At 46.5% G+C, this 19,885-nt stretch carries 14 protein-coding genes; 7 read left to right on the top strand and 7 right to left on the bottom strand.

Annotated elements, in window-relative coordinates; all coding sequences use genetic code 11:
- The first annotated feature begins 5 nt into the window (after positions 1–5).
- On the top strand, positions 6–1,514 hold the full coding sequence (locus S1OALGB6SA_RS09630) for a glycogen synthase (protein WP_037562754.1): 1,509 nt from the start codon (positions 6–8) through the stop codon (positions 1,512–1,514).
- Here S1OALGB6SA_RS09630 and S1OALGB6SA_RS09625 read toward each other — a convergent pair.
- Both S1OALGB6SA_RS09625 and S1OALGB6SA_RS09620 read right to left on the bottom strand, forming a co-directional pair.
- The gene (locus S1OALGB6SA_RS09625; RefSeq protein ID WP_052080106.1) at positions 1,504–2,775 is read right to left on the bottom strand and encodes a ribonuclease H-like domain-containing protein; all 1,272 of its coding nucleotides are present in this window, start codon (positions 2,773–2,775) and stop codon (positions 1,504–1,506) included. The two genes, S1OALGB6SA_RS09630 and S1OALGB6SA_RS09625, sit on opposite strands and share 11 nt — an antisense overlap.
- Entirely contained in the window at positions 2,776–5,076 is a 2,301-nt protein-coding gene (locus S1OALGB6SA_RS09620) for a DEAD/DEAH box helicase (RefSeq protein ID WP_037562757.1), read from the bottom strand.
- Positions 5,077–5,144: 68 nt separating this feature from the next.
- Here S1OALGB6SA_RS09620 and S1OALGB6SA_RS09615 point away from each other — a divergent pair, with 68 nt between their 5' ends.
- Positions 5,145–6,422 carry a glucose-1-phosphate adenylyltransferase gene (locus S1OALGB6SA_RS09615; RefSeq protein ID WP_037562759.1) on the top strand — a complete coding sequence of 426 codons (1,278 nt, stop codon included), beginning with the start codon at positions 5,145–5,147 and terminating at the stop codon, positions 6,420–6,422.
- Positions 6,423–6,429: 7 nt separating this feature from the next.
- On the top strand, positions 6,430–6,924 hold the full coding sequence (locus tag S1OALGB6SA_RS09610; RefSeq protein ID WP_037562762.1) for a hypothetical protein: 495 nt from the start codon (positions 6,430–6,432) through the stop codon (positions 6,922–6,924).
- 364 nt (positions 6,925–7,288) lie between these two features.
- On the opposite strand, the gene S1OALGB6SA_RS09605 is transcribed toward S1OALGB6SA_RS09610, so the two are convergent.
- Together S1OALGB6SA_RS09605 and S1OALGB6SA_RS09600 are read right to left on the bottom strand one after the other, a co-directional pair.
- Positions 7,289–7,705: a hypothetical protein gene (locus tag S1OALGB6SA_RS09605; RefSeq protein ID WP_037562764.1), complete on the bottom strand. Its 417-nt coding sequence runs from the start codon at positions 7,703–7,705 to the stop codon at positions 7,289–7,291.
- A 147-nt stretch (positions 7,706–7,852) separates the two neighbouring features.
- Positions 7,853–9,016, bottom strand: coding sequence for an LIC_12708 family protein (locus tag S1OALGB6SA_RS09600; RefSeq protein ID WP_037562766.1), 1,164 nt, complete (start codon positions 9,014–9,016; stop codon positions 7,853–7,855).
- Between the two features lie 102 nt (positions 9,017–9,118).
- Here S1OALGB6SA_RS09600 and secA point away from each other — a divergent pair, with 102 nt between their 5' ends.
- Positions 9,119–11,872 carry a preprotein translocase subunit SecA gene (gene secA, locus S1OALGB6SA_RS09595; RefSeq protein WP_037562767.1) on the top strand — a complete coding sequence of 918 codons (2,754 nt, stop codon included), beginning with the start codon at positions 9,119–9,121 and terminating at the stop codon, positions 11,870–11,872.
- Between the two features lie 13 nt (positions 11,873–11,885).
- On the opposite strand, the gene S1OALGB6SA_RS09590 is transcribed toward secA, so the two are convergent.
- Complete coding sequence (locus S1OALGB6SA_RS09590; RefSeq protein ID WP_161786792.1) at positions 11,886–12,782, bottom strand: peptidoglycan DD-metalloendopeptidase family protein; 897 nt, start codon at positions 12,780–12,782, stop codon at positions 11,886–11,888.
- Positions 12,783–12,991: 209 nt separating this feature from the next.
- On the opposite strand from S1OALGB6SA_RS09590, the gene lepB reads away from it, so the two are divergent.
- From lepB to S1OALGB6SA_RS09575, 3 genes are read left to right on the top strand one after another with little or no spacing between them, the layout of a single operon-like run.
- Positions 12,992–13,465, top strand: a complete 474-nt coding sequence (lepB, locus tag S1OALGB6SA_RS09585; RefSeq protein WP_077067579.1) for a signal peptidase I — start codon at positions 12,992–12,994, stop codon at positions 13,463–13,465.
- Positions 13,458–15,344, top strand: a complete 1,887-nt coding sequence (locus tag S1OALGB6SA_RS09580) for a penicillin-binding transpeptidase domain-containing protein (RefSeq protein ID WP_037562773.1) — start codon at positions 13,458–13,460, stop codon at positions 15,342–15,344. The genes lepB and S1OALGB6SA_RS09580 overlap by 8 nt, the downstream gene beginning before the upstream one ends.
- 1 nt (position 15,345) lies before the next feature.
- On the top strand, positions 15,346–17,082 hold the full coding sequence (locus tag S1OALGB6SA_RS09575) for a motility associated factor glycosyltransferase family protein (protein ID WP_037562774.1): 1,737 nt from the start codon (positions 15,346–15,348) through the stop codon (positions 17,080–17,082).
- A gap of 108 nt (positions 17,083–17,190) precedes the next feature.
- On the opposite strand, the gene tyrS is transcribed toward S1OALGB6SA_RS09575, so the two are convergent.
- Positions 17,191–18,447 (bottom strand): tyrosine--tRNA ligase, encoded by a 1,257-nt coding sequence (tyrS, locus tag S1OALGB6SA_RS09570; protein WP_052080107.1) that lies wholly within the window; start codon positions 18,445–18,447, stop codon positions 17,191–17,193.
- 43 nt (positions 18,448–18,490) lie between these two features.
- Positions 18,491–19,882 carry a glycine--tRNA ligase gene (locus tag S1OALGB6SA_RS09565; protein ID WP_052080108.1) on the bottom strand — a complete coding sequence of 464 codons (1,392 nt, stop codon included), beginning with the start codon at positions 19,880–19,882 and terminating at the stop codon, positions 18,491–18,493.
- Positions 19,883–19,885: the final 3 nt, after the last annotated feature.

The raw sequence follows: 19,885 nt of genomic DNA, 5'->3' as shown, positions 1-19,885 counted from the left end.
GTGAAGTGAAAATATTGATGATTAGCAGCGAGGTGGCACCCTTGGCAAAAGTTGGCGGCCTGGCCGATGCTGTCCCCGCGCTCTGCAAAGCCCTATATCAGAGAGGCCACGATGTCAGAATTTTGATCCCCATGTATTCCGGCATTGATGAAAATACATTTAAACGGTTCACTAAGCCGCTGGGTGTTCCAATGGGACCGGGCGAGATGTGGTGTGCGGTTCACGCCGGCAAACTCGTGGGAACTGAAATTCCCCTGTATGCTCTCGAGAGACGAGATCTTTATGATCGGGAGGGTATTTATGGGCCAGACGGCTCTAATTCCTGGCCGGACAATGCACTTCGCTACGGTTTTCTCTGCGCCGCCGCATTGCAGTTGTGTCGGAGCCTGAATTGGATTCCTGATATATTCCATGTACACGACTGGCCCACGGCCCCATTAGCTTGGCTATTGAAAAATTCGGAGAGAAATGGGGATTTTGAGAGGAGCTCGTCAATTCTAACCATTCATAATATTGAACACCAGGGAGTTTTTCCGTCCAACAACCTTTTGATTTTCTCACCCAGACAAATTGAAGCAGTGGAAAGAAATCAGGAAAATTCTGTCTTATTCATGAACTCCCTCAATTTTCTTGTTCTGGGATTGAAATCAGCTGATGAGATAACAACGGTTTCACCAAGCTATGCAAGAGAAATTTTGAGCCCTGAACTGGCCGGGGGTCTGGATGAGATTTTGATAAGTCGTAAAGAAAACATCACGGGCATACTAAATGGAATGGACTACCACTTATGGGATCCTGCGAATGACGAAGTGTTAAAGCCGGATAATTATGATCGCAATAAGCTCTATGGCAAGGTTCGGTTGAAAGCGCGACTCCAAAAAGAAGCCGGACTGGACAGTAACCCCGATATCCCTGTTTTTGGTATGGTTACCAGATTGACTAGTCAAAAGGGAGTGGAACTCCTCACCGAAATTCACGGAGCCGCAATGAAACCTTTTCGAGATGACAGAGCTCAACTGGTAGTTCTAGGCACCGGCGAGACTGTTTACGAGAATGCTTTTCGCGCGATTGGTGAAATATTCAAGAATCATTGTTCTGTGAGAATTGCATTCGACGATCGCTTCTCGAGACTGATTGAGGCCGGATCGGATTTCTTCCTTATGCCAAGTCGTTATGAACCATGTGGGTTGAATCAGATGTATTCTATGCGTTATGGAACTCTGCCAATTGTAAGACGAACTGGCGGTCTCGCGGATACTGTTATTGATATCAGTGAATCCCCACGCAAGGGGGATGGTTTTGTGTTCGATAAATACAGCAACGCCGATTTAGCCAACGCAATTAATCGAGCCATCGCTTTCCACCGTGACAAACGTTCGATGCATGGCGCGATTAGGCGCGGAATGAAACGGCGCTTCAATTGGAAGACTTCGGTGCGGTTTTATTTGAAAGTTTACAAACGGTCTCAAGCGCTCCGCAGAACAGAGGCTCGCCGAGCTCTACTTACCCTGTAGACAGTCTCGCCCGCGCAATTTTTCGATTCAGGCGATTTTTGCGATAGGCAAGATGCTTTCGCTCTTTGATACCTGGAGCAATATCCTCTAATCCATCAAGCACGCTGAGTGCCGTTTCGGGATTTTTCATCTGGTGTTCGAGCTGTTTGGACAATTCGATGGCTGACACAAAATTCTTTTCGCTCTCGTATAAATCTTTCCAAATTGAATAGGAAGCATGGTAATGCCGTTCTCTCTTCAATCGTCTGGCTAATTCGCGACCGCAGTTTTTTTCCTTGGCGGCCCAGCCAAGCTCCAGAGATTTCCGTTCCTTCGAGACATCGCTCAGAGCCCACTGACGCGCAATTCCCCAATATGAAGGCATTTTCCACTCCGGGAGTTTGGGCATCATCAGTTTGTACTCCAAAGAACTTCTCACCGAGGGGTCTCGATAAATCCTCTCCGGCAACTCGTTTGGCAGGCTTTGGAGTTTCTCCTGGACATGCAGCTGCCGACTCAAACTGTGTTTGGGAGTCGAATTCTCCGTTACTTCCACACCTAACATCCCGCATTGCTCCAAAAGAACTAACAATCTGGCCAATGAAATCATATCGTTGACATTGTGTTGAAATACTTCTTCAATTCGATTTGGATTTCCTCTAAGCCAGGCGAACCAGGCATCAGGCACTTCTCTTCCAGGAAGATCGTTAATCCGATTAATTCCCAGGAGCTCTCTCTCAACCGTTCCAAGAGTGAAGTTATCAAGTATAGTCTTCCATAAGCGGCGCGTTGGATGTAGCAAGTCTATTTGCTTCCTATGCAATGCGGGCATTCGGTTTATCAAGAAGCGCGTCTTCAACACCTGATAGTCAAAAGAAAGACCGTTATAGGAAATCTGCGGATAGTCCCTGGGGCTTAATTCCTGATATCGCCGTAGTAAGATCTGTTCGCCCGGATAATCGGCAAGAAACAGCTGAGCAATCGTGAAACAGTCGCCCTCTTGCCAGGCGATGCCAATTAGAAAGGCCGTGTTGCCGGAACCTCCGGATAGGCCCGTGGTCTCCAAGTCGTAGAAAAGTATATTCTCGGTGCTAAGCTCTCCGGGCAATATAAACGTGGTGTTGAATTTTTTTGGCAGTATTGGCGAAAGCTCTATTCTACGTTCCCACACGAACTCACCGTATTTACTCCACTCGGGCCCAGGCGAAATATCTCTTGACTTTGTTGGCATCGCAGGCTTGCGGTCGCGCAGGTGGGCCAATCGCTGAGTCAAGCTGCTCATCTACACTTCTTTCTTCAAGTTGCGCATCCACGCATCGAGGAACTTCCCGGTAAATTCCTTAGGGTTAAGTGTGTGAATCTCACGTTCATCTTTGGGGCCAACGCAGGAAGGACAACCTGTTTGGCAGGGGCAGACTAATACCAAATCCAACGCTGCAGCCAAAATTCTGGGAAGCTGTTCAATGAGTGATTCAGCAAGACCAATTCCACCGGGAAAATTGTCGAAAACATATATGCCGCTCAATTCATGATGAGGATCGCGTATTCGTTCGGAAACACCTATATCTCTGATACTGCAAAGAAGGAAAATTGGGGCCGCCACCTGAATCAATGTGGCAATTCGGCCGAGTACCGGTATTTTCATCGACTCTGGAACCCCTTCCCACGCAAGTCTCGATGCCGAATCCGAGTTAAACGCCAGAAAAGCCCCTTGAGTATGCATTTCATATTCGGGGAGATGAACATTCCCGTAGCCTATGTTCTCATGAGAACCGAAGCGTATTTTCTTGTATTTGGAAATCTCGCTGCGAATTAGAAGATCTCCCAGTCTTTCCTGTAATCCAGCTACATCTCTGCGAAGATCTTCGGAGAGTACCTTGATATCGCGCTTCACAATGGCGTCAGTAAAGTAGTTAACCTTGCATGACTCGACATAGGCGTGGCGTCCGGCCAAATCCAATCTATTTACCTGATACTGCTCGCCTCTATGCAGATAGATTGCTTCATTATGAAGCATTTCTCTGGCTGAATAGCTATCCATTTCGCCGATTACAAGATTGGCGCCCTTTGTTTCATCGATGATTGCAACATTTTCATCTGCTCCGCCACGCATGGAAATGTGCTCGGAAGGATAGGATCGGTCAGACCAGAACCAGCGTCCTGATGTATGTCTAAGAACCCCCTGCTCTTCGAGGTATGCCAGCAGGTCCCTGGTATCGCCTCCGAAATTCTCACTTTCCTCAAAGGGTATTTCGAAGCTTGCGCATTTCAGATGATCTCCGAGGATATATAAATTCGACGGATCGATAAACGCAGATTCAACCGAACGAGAGAAAAAGTAATCCGGGTGGCGCACTAGATACTGGTCTGTCGGGCTGGAGGAAGCCATCATTATTGCAACAGATACATCGTTCGAGCGACCAGCACGACCTGCACGCTGCCATGCCGAAGCCACCGAAGAAGGAAAACCGGCTAAAATAGCAGCATCCAGCCCTCCGATATCAATGCCCAATTCTAATGCATTTGTTGACACAACACCCTGAATGTTTCCATCGCGAAGACCCTTTTCCACGTTCCGCCGTTCCCTGGGCAGATGCCCACCACGATAGGACTCTACTTTGATTCTTTGGTTTTCATTATATACGTTCGCGAACCTGTCATTGATATAACTCGCTATCAATTCAGCATTGATACGGCTACGAGCGAACACTATCGTCTTAACTCCCGCCTTAAGAAAAGTCATCGCGAGGTGTTGAGATTCCAAAATCACGCTGCGGCGTATGCCCTGAACCGCATCCACCAGTGGTGGATTGTATAGAATAAGATGCTTCTCGCCTGATGGAGCGCCGTTGTTCTCGATTACTGTAAAGGAGCGACCAGCAAGTGATTGTGCCAATTCTCCCGGATTCCCGATACTTGCACTGGCGGCTGTTATAACCGGGTTTGAACCGTAAAACTTACAAACCCTAAGAAGGCGACGTAACAAATTCGCCATGTGAGAGCCAAATACTCCCGTGTAGATATGTAACTCGTCTAGCACGATGAAACTCAGATTTTTGAAAAAGTGGGTCCATTTGGTATGATTAGGTAGAACCCCGGAGTGGAGCATATCCGGATTGGAAATTATGATGCGTCCGCCCTGCCTTGCGGCCATGCGAATTGAAGAAGGCGTATCACCGTCGTAAGTGTATATCAGCATCTTTGTATCCGATACAAGTTCATCCAATGCCGCCTGCTGATCCTGGCTCAAAGCCTTTGTAGGAAATAGATAAAGTGCCCGGGCAGCGGGATTTTCAAGTAAGCTTTGCAGTATGGGAAGATTGTAGCAAAGTGATTTGCCAGACGCCGTCGGGGTTACAATAACCGTATCGCTGCCGGCACGTATGCAACTCCAGCTCTCCGCCTGATGAGAATAAAGTTTCTCTATCCCCTGAGAGGCCAATCCCGAGGTTAACTTCGGAGAAATATCGGATGGCAGGTCGCTATAGATTCCTTTTTTCGGCGGCATCACCAACCATTGGGTAATATGTTCATTGAATGAGCGATTTCTCTTTAATTCTTGTAGTAGTTCTTGCAGAGGCATAGGTTATTATGTATGTGTTGCTAAGATTAGCGCAATTGGCGATAAATTAAGCTTAAACTGGAGGTGCCATGAATAAAACGCTGACAATAATACTGGGGGGGGGTAAGGGAACCAGACTTTATCCGCTAACGAAGGACAGGGCAAAGCCATCATGCCCCTTTGGAGGCAAATACAGGCTGGTGGATATCCCGATTAGCAACAGTATTAATTCAGGGTTTCGTAAAATCTATGTGCTAACCCAATTCAACTCAGCAAGCCTCCATCTCCATATTGGAAGAACTTATAATTTCGATCCCTTCAGTAGAGATTTTTGTGAAATCCTGGCTGCGGAACAAACTTTTCATCACGAAAGCTGGTATGGTGGCACCGCCGATGCCGTTCGGAAAAATCTCGATCACTTCAGGATCCAAAAACCGAGTCATTACATTGTACTCTCCGGGGATCAACTCTACAGGATGAACCTCCACGAATACATGTCACAGCATATCGAATCCGGCGCTCAGGTTACCATAGCCGCAACGCCTGTTTCGCAGTCTGCTGCTAAAGAACTAGGCATCCTTCAGATTGATGCAGGAAATCACATCAATGCATTCCTGGAAAAACCAAATCCAGAGCAAGATATCAGCGCTTATAAAATCCCCGAAAAAAGCATAACAGATGGCGACAGGAAAGAGAGACGCGAATACCTTGCTTCCATGGGTATTTATATTTTTGACGCCGAAGTTATGGAAAAGGCGCTAGACTGCGTCAGTACTGATTTTGGCAGAGAAATAATTCCTGATTCCATAGAGAATTTCAATGTAATGGCATACATCTATCGCGGATACTGGGAAGACATAGGTTCTATACGAAGCTTTTACGAAGCCAATATAAACCTTGGCTCGCCTTTCCCGCACTTCAATCTTTACGATCAGGAAAGTCCTCTCTATACGCACCGGCGGGATTTGCCACCGACAAAAATAAACTCAAGCACGTTGAGAAACAGCATTGCCTCTGAAGGTTCAATCATCACCGACGCCCATATTGATCGCAGTCTAATCGGGATTAGAACCATTATTGATTCCAAAGCGACTCTCGAGGAAGTGTATGCTATGGGGGCTGATTTCTATGAAACCGAAGAAGAAAAAATATCGAATGTAAGGAATAAAATTCCACATATCGGCATCGGCGCCGACTCAATGATCCGCGGCGCTATAATTGACAAGAACGCTCGAATCGGCAGAGGTTGTAGAATAGGAATAGATACATTAATGCGTGAAGATGGAGACTTCAATGGATATGCCATACGAGATGGCATTATCATCATATTGAAGGGAGCCGTAATTGCCGATGGGACTACCATATGAGTGATTGATGAGTAAGTGGAATATTATCCGGGAAGAACTTAAATATAAGATGCATTACACCATTTATTGGTCACCGTGGGGGGTGATGGATCGCTGGGTGATCAACCGACTGATACCCTCTGAAGCCGGCATTTTTCAGCTTTGGATTCTCAAAACAAAAAACTTGCTGCTACTCAAAACAGAAACTGCATATTTCGGAGGGGTGCGCAACGGTCTGCGAGAAATCGTTGATAACCTCGCAATAGCGGGAGAGCGGTTGAGGAAGCTTATAAACGGCCGTGAATGTTGGTTCAGGTTCAGTATTTCACCAGTTCGTGAATACTTGGAAGATTTGAATTCGTGGTTTTCGCAGGGATTCCATGAAGACAATGAACGGGAAATATACGTTAGGGAAATAGAGGAATTTAAGAAATTCGCGACACCCCCGCTAGATATCCAATCATCTTCCAAAAAAAGGCTGAAGGATTTGTTCGGACCACCTATCTCCAAACCCGGTAAATAGCGCCCAGCAAGCCCTTATCCCCGATTTCACAAGTGACGGATCTCGGAGCCTATCAATCCCTAGTCCAGTCACATGCATAGTTTTCCCGAAGGATGGGGACGGATGTCGAATTCATGATTTCGACATTGAACGCGATGGACATTGAACGCGATGAGTGTGTATTGCTCGTTTTCATGAAAAAAACTACCCCGCTCGTCTCAACAGCAATCGCCCTGTCTCCTCAAGCCCAGCTACAGAGCGTCCTTCGGATTTTCACGGCTTTAGTTTCCCCACCGGAAAACTCCCACAAACCTATCTCTCAGAGGGTATTCGGCGCATCATGAAAACCGTATCTCCATCGCAGGCCTTACGACGGAGGTATGCATTAAAGTAGTGGAGCCTTCGGGAACACCGCGTGCAGAATGCCGATAATCACAGAACCGATACCGACAATACTCAGATAGGGGGCGGAGTTTTGCTCAACTTCTTCGGCAATTTCAGTGGTTTCTGTTTTCGCAATGCGGTTTCGAAGATAGTCCACTAACAGCAAAATCCCAGCGACAATTCCTGCTAAACTCGGCAATAAATCTCCTAATACGGCAATATCCTCCGGATAAATGGAAAAGAGATTGATAAAACCAATCAGAATGCTTGCTGCAACAAGTACTATCCGGTAGAGACCATTGTTCATAAAATTAGTGTGTTCGGAGAATCGCTCAAAGCGTGCGCTTATAAATTCCCTCGCCAATGCGAACCCCACCAAGATATTTGTAAGCACAGTCAATAGATATAATTGAAACACAGTCCTAACTCCTTATGACAAAACTACACCTATTCAAATTCGTTGTCAACTCTTCATATATACTCTTTTATCCCGCATATACACCATTCGGCTAAATGGTTTCGCCTAAGCAGCGGCAACCCGTGTCCGATGAAAATGCGATCGCATCTATTGCCTTTTTTTCAGAATTTCATCCAAACGCCACCATGAAATCATAGCCCTGGAATTGCCAAAGAATATGCCTGTTAGAAGACCGTTATTCTGAATTTTGAAGCGACGATAAATCTTTGAATCATCGACTATCTCGAGTCGACTGTTATGAGTGACACGACCTTGTGCATCTATCATGGAAATTCGATAAGTATTCGAACCTTCCGGATATAACATCGCATGGCTTCCATTCAATGTCGTCCCCAGGTATTCAGGGAGGCCAAGAGGATAGCCCAAATCTGTAAATCCCTCGGTATAAGGAAGGCTTATCGATTCGGTATATTCAAGAGTGGATAAGCTCAAGGTGTAGAGTCTTGCCTTCAGTTCCCTGCCCGGCTCCATTTTGTTATAAAAATCTGCCTTCAAGTGCAAAGCCCACTGCTTCGGATCGGGTCTGACAGCCTGGATGATGACATCCTTGTCATCCATAACATCTGGCAATTGATTCTTTCTGATTTGAATCGTTGTAACAGGGAAACCATCTTCAGTATACCAGTAGCTAATCCAAGTTCCAGAGATTAAGAGATGGCAAGTAACAACTATGTCACCATTCTGGCGAATATCAATGGCGAATATGTCAGGGAAAGGCGATCCGCCAAGGCCTTCTCTACCCAGATGCCCTAGATATTTCCCTTCCCTGTCAAATCGCAGAACAACTTGATTAAACATTGTGAACTGTCCGTTATCTGCAGGTTCCTCTCGAGGTCTATCCTCAATCCTATCTCCGACTAGGAATCCTTCATTGAAGGCGGTAATTATTTGGGGTGAATTAAATGACCAACTAGAAACTGAGCTGTTGAGTCCGCCAGCTTTGTCTGGAACGGGATTTCTCGACGGATCATAAACAATGGTTAGAAGATCGCCATAGGAGTTGAATATCATTACCTTGCCTCTGCGGCTACTGGAAATGTATATAAGTCCATCTCTCGTGTGAATATCCACCATGCCGGCGGCACTACCGCGATAGAACCAATCCAGTTCACCGGGCAATGTGCCAAGAGAGATATCGAATAGGTCGTGGCGTTCCAATCCTAACTCAGCGCCAACAGTACATGAGGCGAGCAGAGTAATCAGTGTCAAGCCCACTAACACAAAGCTCATCGAAACTCGCAGCTTAATCATCCAGCCTCCAACTTGCATGCTATCCTAGCGAGAGCCAGCCACGGCTGTCAATTTTAGCTGTCAGCTTGACTGGTTATCCAACACGGAAGTATCTTGACAATAATGAGTAATCACTTCCTTGCCGCCCTCTTCGGAACGAAACACGATAGGGATTTAAAGAGATTGATGCCGATACTGCACAGGGTAAACAGTCTGGAATCATGGGCCCTGAGCCTTGCGGATGAGGATTTCTCGAGACAAACCAAAATTCTGAAATCGCGCCTCAAAAAAGGCGAAAATGGTGATGATCTGTTGCCCGAAGCATTCGCGCTTGCCAGAGAAGCAGCCCGCCGCACGCTTGGAGAGAGGCCCTATGATGTACAGATGCTCGGAGCAATCGTATTGCACCAAGGGAAAATTGTTGAAATGAAAACTGGCGAGGGCAAGACTCTCGCCAGTATAGCCGCAGCATATCTGAACAGTCTCCCGGGTTTCGGAGTTCATATCGTCACCGTCAATGACTACCTGGCCGAACGCGATGCCAACTGGATGAAACCAGCATATACCCTTCTTGGGGTAAGTGTGGGTTCAGTTCTTTCCAATATGGACCCGGAAAATCGCCTGATTGAATACTCCAAAGATATCACTTATGGGACGAATAATGAATTGGGATTCGACTACCTTCGCGATAACATGAAATGGGATGAGGGTTCCAAGGTTCAGAAACACCACTATTATGCGATAATTGATGAGATAGATTCAATCCTGATTGACGAGGCAAGAACCCCGCTTATTATTTCCGGGCCCATTGAAGAAGATGTCGCCAAGTATATCAAGGTTAACAAATTAGCAACAAAATTGCAGGAATGCGAAAAGGACCCGGCCACTGGCAACTATCCACACGATGATCCCATCACCGGAACCCAGGCCGTGGGTGATTATAAACTCGATGAGAAAAGTAAACGGGTAGTCTTTACCAACGAAGGAATGAATAGCATCGAAACCATTCTGACAACAGAGAGATTACTTCGAAAGGGCAGTCTTTTCGACGAGGAAAACTTCGAATTCATTCACTATTTCACCCAGGCATTGAGAGCTCGTCGACTATTCGGAAGAGATAGGGATTATGTAGTTCAAGGAGGTAAGGTTCAAATTGTGGATGAGTTTACCGGACGCATTCTGCATGGTAGACGGTATTCCGATGGACTTCACCAGGCGATTGAGGCAAAAGAAAGCATAAGACCAGCTCGACAGAACAAAACACTGGCTACTATTACCTTTCAAAACTATTTTCGAATGTACAGGAAGCTTTCTGGGATGACAGGCACCGCCGACACCGAGGCTCGTGAATTCGGTAAAATTTACAACCTCGATGTGGTGGTGATTCCGACAAATCTCCCAGTAAACAGAATGGATGAAGATGACATTATATTCTTAAACGACGACTATAAATTCAAAGCAATCTGCGATGAGATTGTTGCGATTCATGAAAAGGGGCAGCCAATACTAGTAGGGACAGTGAGCGTTGAAAAATCTGAGAAACTCGCAAAATTCCTGGAAAGACGAGGAATAAAACATGAAATTCTCAATGCGAAAAATCATCATCGGGAGGCGTTGATTATAGCCGAAGCAGGTGCAAAGAGCGCTGTAACAATCGCAACCAACATGGCGGGGCGTGGCACTGATATCAAACTCGGAGGGAATGCCGAATTCAGGGCCAAAAGGCGCTGCGGAGAAGATTGCAGCAAAGAGGAATACAGAAAAATTCTCGATGAGGAATACATGAAGTGGCAGATTCAAAACAGGGAAGTTATTGAGTTGGGAGGCCTCTATGTCTTGGGCACGGAGCGGCACGAATCTCGGCGCATAGACAACCAGCTGCGAGGGCGCTCAGGTCGTCAGGGTGATCCGGGGTATTCCAGATTCTATATTTCTCTCGAAGATGACTTAATGCGGCTATTTGGAGGTGAAAGCTTCCGAACAACTATGGCTCGTCTGGGGATGGGTGGCGGCGAGGCTCTTTACCATCCCCTTATCAACAAATCCCTCGAAAGGGCTCAGAAACGCGTAGAAGACAGGAATTACGAAATACGGAAGCACCTGCTTGAATATGACAATGTTGTAAGTAAACAAAGAACCGCAATCTATTCCATTAGAAACAAAATTCTGTACGGTGAGAACCTTGATAAAATGTTACTCGATACTGGCAAAGAAATACTCCAGGTGCTAATCGACGATTACATAGAGGACAGACGCAGCGAACCGAAAACTGCCTTGGCCAGGTTGGGTGAACGACTCCTTCAGAATTTCAACTTCCGTGGCTCTCCCGATGAGGAAATAACTGTTCACACAAATCCCGAAAGAATTCAGGAAATCGTCAGGTTTTATTTACAAAACGATATCGAGGAGAAAAAATCCGCTATTGGCGCGCGGCAGATTAAATTGTTCATACGATATGAATACTTAAGGCAGATTGACAAGCGTTGGCAAGATCACCTCGAGGAACTAACTGCGCTTGGTGAATCGGTTCGCCTCCGAACCTATGCACAGAAAAACCCCCTCACCGAGTATAAGAACGAAGGTTTTGAATTATTCGACACCATGCTGGAAAACCTACATATCGATATCGCCCGCAAAATATTCAGGGTACACATGCAACACGGTGAAAATCGCGAGATTCCCGAACACATGGCTGTGGTGGCATCGCATAAATCAATGTCGTCCTTGATAAATCCCAGCGCCGCGATAAGAATTGGAGAGCGTCATGAGGCTAGTGCAAAGGGCACTCAGATTAAGCGAGTTGCACCCAAGATTGGAAGAAATGAACCCTGCCCCTGCGGAAGTGGGAAAAAGCATAAACAGTGCTGCGGCGCCTGAGTTTACAATGCAATTAGTAGAGATAATCCAGAGGGTCCACGGATTTTTCACCAGATATAAGAACGAAAAGAAGCTGGGGACCGCGAGCAGTTCCTGAAGAACCTGAATAGCCTAAAAGCTCTCCAGCATCGAGTTTGTCTCCAATGGAAACTTGAATACTGTCAAGGTGACCATAAAAGCTTTTCCATTCTCCGGCATGGGACATAATCACATACAATCCGTAGGCTGAATGATAGCCTGTCAGGATAACCTTGCCCTCTTTTGAGGAATTCACAGCTGTTCCGTTTTTTGCCGAAATACCAATGCCCTCGGAAATATAGCTTATATCGGTGAGATCGTCCACGCTTTCACCATACGCAGTCAGTATTCTGCCAGATACGGGGTACAGAAAACGCTCTCGAATTGTACTGGATGACGAGGTTGCATCAGAAATTCTCCCGTATATGAAACAATCCCCAGTTCCTGGAATTAATTGAACCCGATCAATCGTAGTGCCAAAACGAGTTGCGATTTCCATGATGCTTTCACTTTCGAGGCGTTGAATTCTCTGTCCATCAATGTAGGGAATCATCAAATCACTGTCTTCTTCAAGAATTTCTGAACTGTCCAATTTGTTGATGCTCGCGACGGTTGCCGGTGAAATCCCATACTTGTAAGCGATGCGTGAAATGGTTTCGCCCCTACTCACCTTGTGCCTGGTAAACACCAGTTCCGAGGAACTTGTCTTGGGCTTTGTCACCGTTATTGAGCTTTTATTGACTTCTTGGATTAGTTGCTCAGCCTTGTTCGGATTAAGTCCAGGGTTGGATTGCTTCACATCAAGCAAAAAATTGTCAAAAAAACCCATCCCCAAGGCCGTCAGAAGTGCAATAAAAGCAGTAATGAGTGGCAATACTTTCGTTTCTGCCAAGTCCTTAGAGGATCGCCTAAGCACAGCATGCTGTTCTGAAATCCGCGAAGCGGATCGGTTTTCTTTTGCGTTTTCGCAGCGCGCTACTTTTGAACAACTCTTTCCCAGGTGCACAAAGTCCTTTCTTGTTCCTTGCACTCGCAGCGACACAAATTCCTCTCTCTCACTCATATCGACAAAACACCCCCGCCGTATTACCCTCAAGGCACATGTTCCATCACTACGAAAGGACAACCAGACCCGCACAAATCATCCCAATTGCTCTAGTCGCGTCTATTGTTTTCACAGCATCAAGTTTTTTCATGCTTGTAAGAATTCAAGAGGACTCGATGGCCCCAATGCTTTTGAATGGACAAGTAGTGCTTGTCTTGCGAGGTTCCAGAAGAATTTACCCAGGCGATATCGCGGTTTACTACAGCCCGGTATCAGACAATTTGGTTGTGAAACGCTGTGTTCTAAACAGCGATGTGGAACCCCATATTGAGAATGGATGGCTGATTACGCCCTGGGGACGCTGGTATCTTGCGGGAACGCAGTGGGAACAGTTAGATGAAAATCAACCCGAAGATTCTCTATTTATGGTTGGAGATAATCAGTTTAAATCGTTTGACAGCAGAAATTACGGCTTTGTGCCCAGGGAAAGCTTCATCGGTCGAGTTTTGAACTGGAGGGGCAATGACTAGGCGCCCAAGCAGTGTTAGAATGAAAATTCTGATGGTGACAAGTATAGCCGTAGCCCTGGTTATATTTATTCGTTTCGCCTTTATCATGCTTTCTCCCAATAAAAAAGCGTCTGTGAGTAATCGTGCACCGGCGGTCGCAGAGCGGGGTTCAATTGTCGATAGGAATGGTAGATTGATTGCTCTGCAAACTCGCTTATATTCGGTGGCGGCATGGAAGCCAGAGATTGAAGACTCTGTCAAAATCGGCAATCTATTGGGTGCGATTCTCGATATGGAGCCTGGCTCAATCTCACAAATGCTGGCTGACAATAGAACATCCCGCTTCGTTTTCATCAAGCGACAGGTTACGCCAACCCAGTCCGATAAGATTAGAGAGCTGATTGAAGAGGGACAAATACCCGGAATTAGTCTACAAGAGGAGTTTGGAAGGCATTATCCCATGAAGGAATTAGCTGCTCCTTTGATAGGTTACGTTGGGACAGACAATATCGGCCTAGCTGGACTTGAGTACTCGTTTAATCGAATTCTGGCCCCAGGCAGCGTAACGGCTGCGGTGGATAGAATTTACGGGAACTCTCTTCACTTGACTCTGGATATGAATGTGCAATTCCTGGTTGAAAACATAGCACAGGAGGCCTGGGAAGATTTCAGTCCGGATTCCATGATGATTTTGATTTTGGACGCAAAAACGGCCGAAATTTTAGCCTGGGTGTCCAGACCCTCTTACGATCCAAACACCTTTGCCCAATCGAACCAGAATCAGCGTATTAATCGACCCCTGGCGATAGCTTATGAACCGGGTTCAGTGTTTAAGGTTTTTTCCTGGTCTGTCCTATTGGATATTGGAGCTGCAGGTTCTGATGACACATTTCACACGGCGAGCGGTTATGAGCCGGAAGCTTTTACAAAATACGGAATACCGCCCATAACAGACATTCACAATTATGGAATACTGAGCCTAAGTGAAGCCATCATTCTCTCTAGCAATGTTGCGGTTGCAAGCGCTTCAGAGAATATCTCAGATACCGATTTCTACAGGAGTTTGAAAAACTTCGGCTTTGGAAATTCCACTGGACTTCCTTTATCGGGGGAATCTCAAGGACTTCTAAACCCCGTGTCAAACTGGTCGGCTCGCAGCAAACCTACAATTGCCATTGGACAGGAAGTTGGGGTATCGGCAATTCAAGTGGCTGCTGCGGCCACGACTCTGGCGAATGGAGGCATCCTATTAAACCCTCGGATAGTAAGCAAGGTAGTGGCGGCAGACGGGAGTCTTGTTAAGGAATACCCCCGAAATCCTGTCAGAGAGGTTATTTCTCCAAAAACGGCCAAGTTGATGTTGAATTTAATGGAACAAACGGTTATTTCGCCGTTGGGCACTTCCCGCAAAGCGGCTGTTCCAGGTCTCCGGATTTCTGCCAAATCTGGTACGGCCCAGATTACAGATCCGAAGACTGGGCAATATAGTTCGGACCGTTTCTTGAGTTCCGTTTTAGGACTCTTCCCAACTGATGATCCGCAACTAATTGTTTATATCGTTTTGGAGAATTCCAGAAGTGTTAGCATTTTTGGAGCCCAGACGGCGGCTCCGATGCTGAAGGAAATTGCCCAAACTCTGGCTCCATTTTATGGAATTCCTCTAGCGGGTAATACCGTACTCGAGCATTCTGGGCAGGTTCGTATCGATAATCCAAAGCCCCTTCCGCTCGGTAAGGAGCTACACGATTTGACGGGCTATTCAAAGCGAATGCTGCTGCCATACCTTGAACGAGATGATATCAATCTGATTATCAGCGGCAATGGGTGGGTTGTATTTCAGTTTCCCCCCCCTGGAACTTCGATTGAAAATGGGATGAATATATACCTGGAGCTTAAATAGCGTGAATTCCGAGAGTGAATGGCATACCGAGCCTACTCGCAGCGGGATGATAACGGCTTTTTCGAATGGTATTGCGCTCCATTCACGTTTTAATCCGGTGCGCGAAGCAGAAAAAGTTGCCGCTTCACTGCCGACGGATTCGGCAATCGTGGTGCTCGGTGGTTTCGGCCTCGGTTATGTGGCAGAAGCCTTGCTTAAGGAGGCGCCGAATCGACCTCTGGTTATAGCCGAAGCGGATGAGAAGGTACTCGAACGCGCCGCCACTGTACGAAATATTGAGTCCACAATCAGCAATCCTTCGGTAAAATTCGTCTTGGGAGACGACCTGAAAAATATAGACAACCATTTAACAGGCGGTCCTGTTGGTTCGAAGATTTCCTTGATTATCTGGCGCCCGTCCGAACGCACCAATCCTCATTGGTACAACGCTCTGAAGCAAATCGTTGTAAGTATTCAAAAGCGGCGGGAGATAAACTCTGGAACGCTGGAACGCTTTGGTGGTCTGTGGGTTAGAAATCTTGCCTCAAATGTGTCTATTTTACCCAGAGCCCTGTCACTTCCAACATGGGAAGGAAAGTTTGAAGATATCCCGGCCCTAGTGGTTGCGGGTGGACCATCTGTAGAATCCGTGCTCCCCGAACTCAGCGATATTGCCAGAAGTCACTTAGTAATAGTGGTGGATACAGCTGTTCCGGCAGTTATTAGGGCCGGAGTGAAGCCTGATTTGATAGCGGCAGTGGACCCGCAGTATTGGAATACCAGGCATCTGGATTGGTGCGCTGAGCAGGCGGGTAATTGCCCTATTCTTGCCGAAGCTGCAACACATCCGGCCGTATTTCGCATGCTTTCTGGTCGCCCGCTGTTAATTAGAACCAAATTCCCCTTGGGAACTCTGTTGGAGGATGCAGCGAGAATCCACGGTGAACTCAAAGCCGGAGGTTCAGTGGCAACGGCAGCCTGGGAACTAGCCCGCTTCCTCGGATGCAAACCTCTAAGCATTGTTGGATTGGATTTGGGCTTCCCTGACGGTCGAACCCATTTTTCCGGCAGTCTTTCGAGCGAATGGCCACATCTCCACTCAGGTAGAGTCCTGCCCGCCGAGCAATTCTTCTTTCACAGCCTATACGATGCCTCACCATATTATGCAAAGTCTTACAAGGATGAGAACGTACTCACCAATTTGCGAATGGATATTTATGCCAGCTGGTTTGCCGAGAGTATCGCTATGTCAACTCGGGATAAATCACCTCGAATAATTGGCGATTCAGGCCGTCGCATCGAGGGTATGATGAGTGTCAATGTTTCTGAAATAAGGAAACTGCCGGATGTGCGCGACAAGATTGATTCAACAATGGTTGCATTGTTGGACACACCGATAAATCCGGACTGTGGCTCGAATGTCATCAGGGTGATTAGAGAAATATCAAAGGCACTTGATGATATCTCCTTACTGGCAAAAAAAGGAATAGAACTCGCCATAAAGGCCGAGCGGTCGATTGCGTCAAAGCAGGATCCGAATCCACATCTTGCGGAGATGGAAGCTGTCGATAAACGCTTACTTGCAATGAAGGGCCGTGAGATAGTCTCCTTTTTGATACAGCCAATCATATTGGAACTCAGTTCATCAAAGGTGGGTGACAAGCCCTTGGAAAATTCTAAGCGCCTATACTCCGAAATTGCTAAATCGGCAAACTACCACCGCAGCTGTTTGAATCCGGCCGGTTGCAGTATTCAATGAAGTAACAAAAAAATAAGACTTGGAAGGATATTGGCCGATAGTGGAAATGTCGGCGAGATGCCGTTACTACCCGCGGGAAATCGATATCCAGACCCGCGGGTTTTTCATTTATATCACGTCGATCCTGAAATATCTCTTCTTCCCGGCCTTTAACATCACTTCGCCTTTTTTGACATCCGAAAAATCGATAATGGCATCTATGCTATCCATCTTCGCTCCGTTTACTCTTGCTCCTCCCTGAAGGATAAGACGCCGAGCTTCACTTTTTGAGCTACATAGATTTGTTCTGGAAAACAAATCAGCTACATTTATTCCAGTTTCAAAATCGGATCTTGATATGATGCAGGAAGGAACACCGGTTCTATCCTTCCCGTTGGAAAAAACTGCCTTGCCAGCTTCCCTCGCATTCGTTGCCTCAACTTCTCCATGAAGCAGACTAGTCACCTCATAGGCTAACCGCTCTTTGGAAAAGTTGATTCTGGCTCCCTCCGCCGATCCGAGTTCACGACATTCCTCCTTCGAAAGGAAGGTGAAAACCAGAAGAAAATTCTCTACATCCTGGTCTGGCACATTGCGCCAGTATTGATAGAATTCATATACTGAGGTGATAGTCGGATCAAGAAACAACGCACCCGCCTCGGTTTTACCCATTTTTTTCCCGTCCGACCGCGTAATCAGGGGAAATGTAAGACCATAGACCTCCACCCCCATAACTCTGCGAATAAGCTCCACACCTGCCACTATGTTACCCCATTGATCGTTGCCTCCGATTTGAAGCAAGCATTTTTCTCTCCGATATAACTCAAGAAAATCATAGGATTGGAGTAATTGGTAGTTAAACTCGAGGAAAGAAAGACCCTCCGCCATGCGCTGCTTATATGTCTCAAAGCCGAGCATCCGATTTACGCTGAAATGTCGTCCAATATCCCTAAGAAAATCAATATAATTCAACGACGAGAGCCAATCGGCGTTATTGGCCAACAATACTTCGGCTTTGTCAAAATCAATAATCCTCGCGATTTGTGGGACGAGCTTCTCAATATTTTCATCGATTTGTTGATAACTAATCAATTTGCGCATTTTAGTCTTGCCCGACGGATCGCCGATGCGAGCAGTACCACCCCCCATAAGTATTATGGGCTGATGACCCTCATTTTGAAGGTGAGCCGACGCATAAAGAGGCACAAGGTGGCCTATGTGCAAGGAAGATGCCGTGGGATCAATTCCGACATAGAACTTCACCGGACTGTCGATCATCTTATTCCTCAAAGCAATCTCATCCGTGCACTGCTTATAGAATCCTCTGTCAATCAACTTGTCCAACGCGTGTACTTGTTTTTTGGCATCAACCTGAATTTTGCTCATATTGGCTCGCGATAATCTGAATCGAATAGCAACATAGGAGGGATTAGGAGCGCTTATATGAGAGTGTTTCTCTGCGTATCAAATCCGCAATTCCCTCAATAGGAACTCGAATCTGCTCCATTGAATCACGCAATCTAAGCGTTACGGAACGATTATCCATGGTTTCATAATCAATTGTAACGCAAAAGGGGGTACCGATTTCGTCCATCCTGCGATAACGACGGCCAATCGCACCTCCTTGATCGTAGAAGGTAGCAAAATCCTCTCTTAAACCCTCCTCAATCCGCCGGGCCATTTCGGAAAGGCCGTCCTTTTTCACCAATGGAAAGACGGCAACCTTAATTGGAGCTATTTGAGGATGCAGATGAAGAACTGTGCGCATCTCATCCTTACCATCCAATTTCTCCTCGTGGTAGGCGTCCATCAGTGTTACCAGCACGCTGCGGGTAAGCCCGGAAGAAGTTTCGATTACATACGGTATGTAGCGAGCGTTTGTTTCGGCATCGAGGTAGTTGATTTCCTTTCCGCAGAATTGTCCATGCCTCTTTAAGTCGTAATCTGTTCTTGAGTGAATTCCCTCCAGCTCCTGCCAACCGAAAGGATAACTGTATTCAATATCGAAAGCAGCTTTGGCATAGTGAGCAAGCTCCTTTTGTCCGTGCTCGTTAAGGCGAAGGCGTTCGGGTTTAATGCCAATGTGTTCAACATACCAAGCCATGCGCTTGGTTTTCCACTCTTCGAAAGCCACATCTTCGCTGCCAGGCCTTACAAAATACTGCATCTCCATCTGCTCGAACTCAGAAGTTCGAAATATGAAATTCTTAGTGGTGATTTCATTACGAAAGGCCTTACCCACTTGCGCAATTCCAAATGGAATTTTAACCCTGGAGGTGTCAACCACATTTTTGAAATTTACGAAGATACCCTGCGCGGTTTCCGGCCGCAGATAGATTAGATTGCCAGCATCTTCTACCGGCCCCAATTGGGTGGTGAACATCAGATTGAATCGCCTGGCCTCTGTCAATTCGCCCCCACATTCCGGACACACTCCATTATCAATACTTTTTTCAAACCAGATTTTCTGAAGGGCATCTTCACGAAATCTGCTTTTACACTTCTTGCAATCAACTAGAGGATCCGAAAAATTATCAACATGACCAGAGGCTTCCCAGGTTCGAGGATGCATCATAACAGCAGCATCTAGGCCTACAATGTTCTCATGCCGACGCACCATCTCCTTCCACCAAGCATTCTGAATATTCTGCTTAATTTCAACTCCCAAAGGCCCGTAGTCCCAAGTGGCTGACAGACCTCCATATATCTCGCTTGACGGATATATAAATCCGCGACTTTTACAGAGAGAAACCACTTTCCCCATTGAAGCACCATGTTCATTGATTCTCTCGCCTTTTCCTTCATTTCCATAGGTAGCCATTGG

The organism is Olavius algarvensis spirochete endosymbiont (genome assembly GCA_900608495.1).
Lineage (GTDB): Bacteria > Spirochaetota > Spirochaetia > DSM-2461 > DSM-2461 > UBA2779.
The sequence above is the reverse complement of the archived record's forward strand: the minus strand, read 5'-3'. Positions and strand labels throughout refer to the sequence as shown.

Excerpts from the sequence above, each read along its gene's own strand:
- S1OALGB6SA_RS09625 (WP_052080106.1), bottom strand. The coding sequence starts at position 2,775 with ATGAGCAGCTTGACTCAGCGATTGGCCCACCTGCGCGACCGCAAGCCT.
- S1OALGB6SA_RS09620 (WP_037562757.1), bottom strand. The coding sequence starts at position 5,076 with ATGCCTCTGCAAGAACTACTACAAGAATTAAAGAGAAATCGCTCATTC.
- S1OALGB6SA_RS09615 (WP_037562759.1), top strand. The coding sequence starts at position 5,145 with ATGAATAAAACGCTGACAATAATACTGGGGGGGGGTAAGGGAACCAGA.
- S1OALGB6SA_RS09610 (WP_037562762.1), top strand. The coding sequence starts at position 6,430 with ATGAGTAAGTGGAATATTATCCGGGAAGAACTTAAATATAAGATGCAT.
- S1OALGB6SA_RS09600 (WP_037562766.1), bottom strand. The coding sequence starts at position 9,016 with ATGATTAAGCTGCGAGTTTCGATGAGCTTTGTGTTAGTGGGCTTGACA.
- secA (WP_037562767.1), top strand. The coding sequence starts at position 9,119 with ATGAGTAATCACTTCCTTGCCGCCCTCTTCGGAACGAAACACGATAGG.
- lepB (WP_077067579.1), top strand. The coding sequence starts at position 12,992 with ATGTTCCATCACTACGAAAGGACAACCAGACCCGCACAAATCATCCCA.
- S1OALGB6SA_RS09580 (WP_037562773.1), top strand. The coding sequence starts at position 13,458 with ATGACTAGGCGCCCAAGCAGTGTTAGAATGAAAATTCTGATGGTGACA.
- tyrS (WP_052080107.1), bottom strand. The coding sequence starts at position 18,447 with ATGAGCAAAATTCAGGTTGATGCCAAAAAACAAGTACACGCGTTGGAC.
- S1OALGB6SA_RS09565 (WP_052080108.1), bottom strand. The coding sequence starts at position 19,882 with ATGGCTACCTATGGAAATGAAGGAAAAGGCGAGAGAATCAATGAACAT.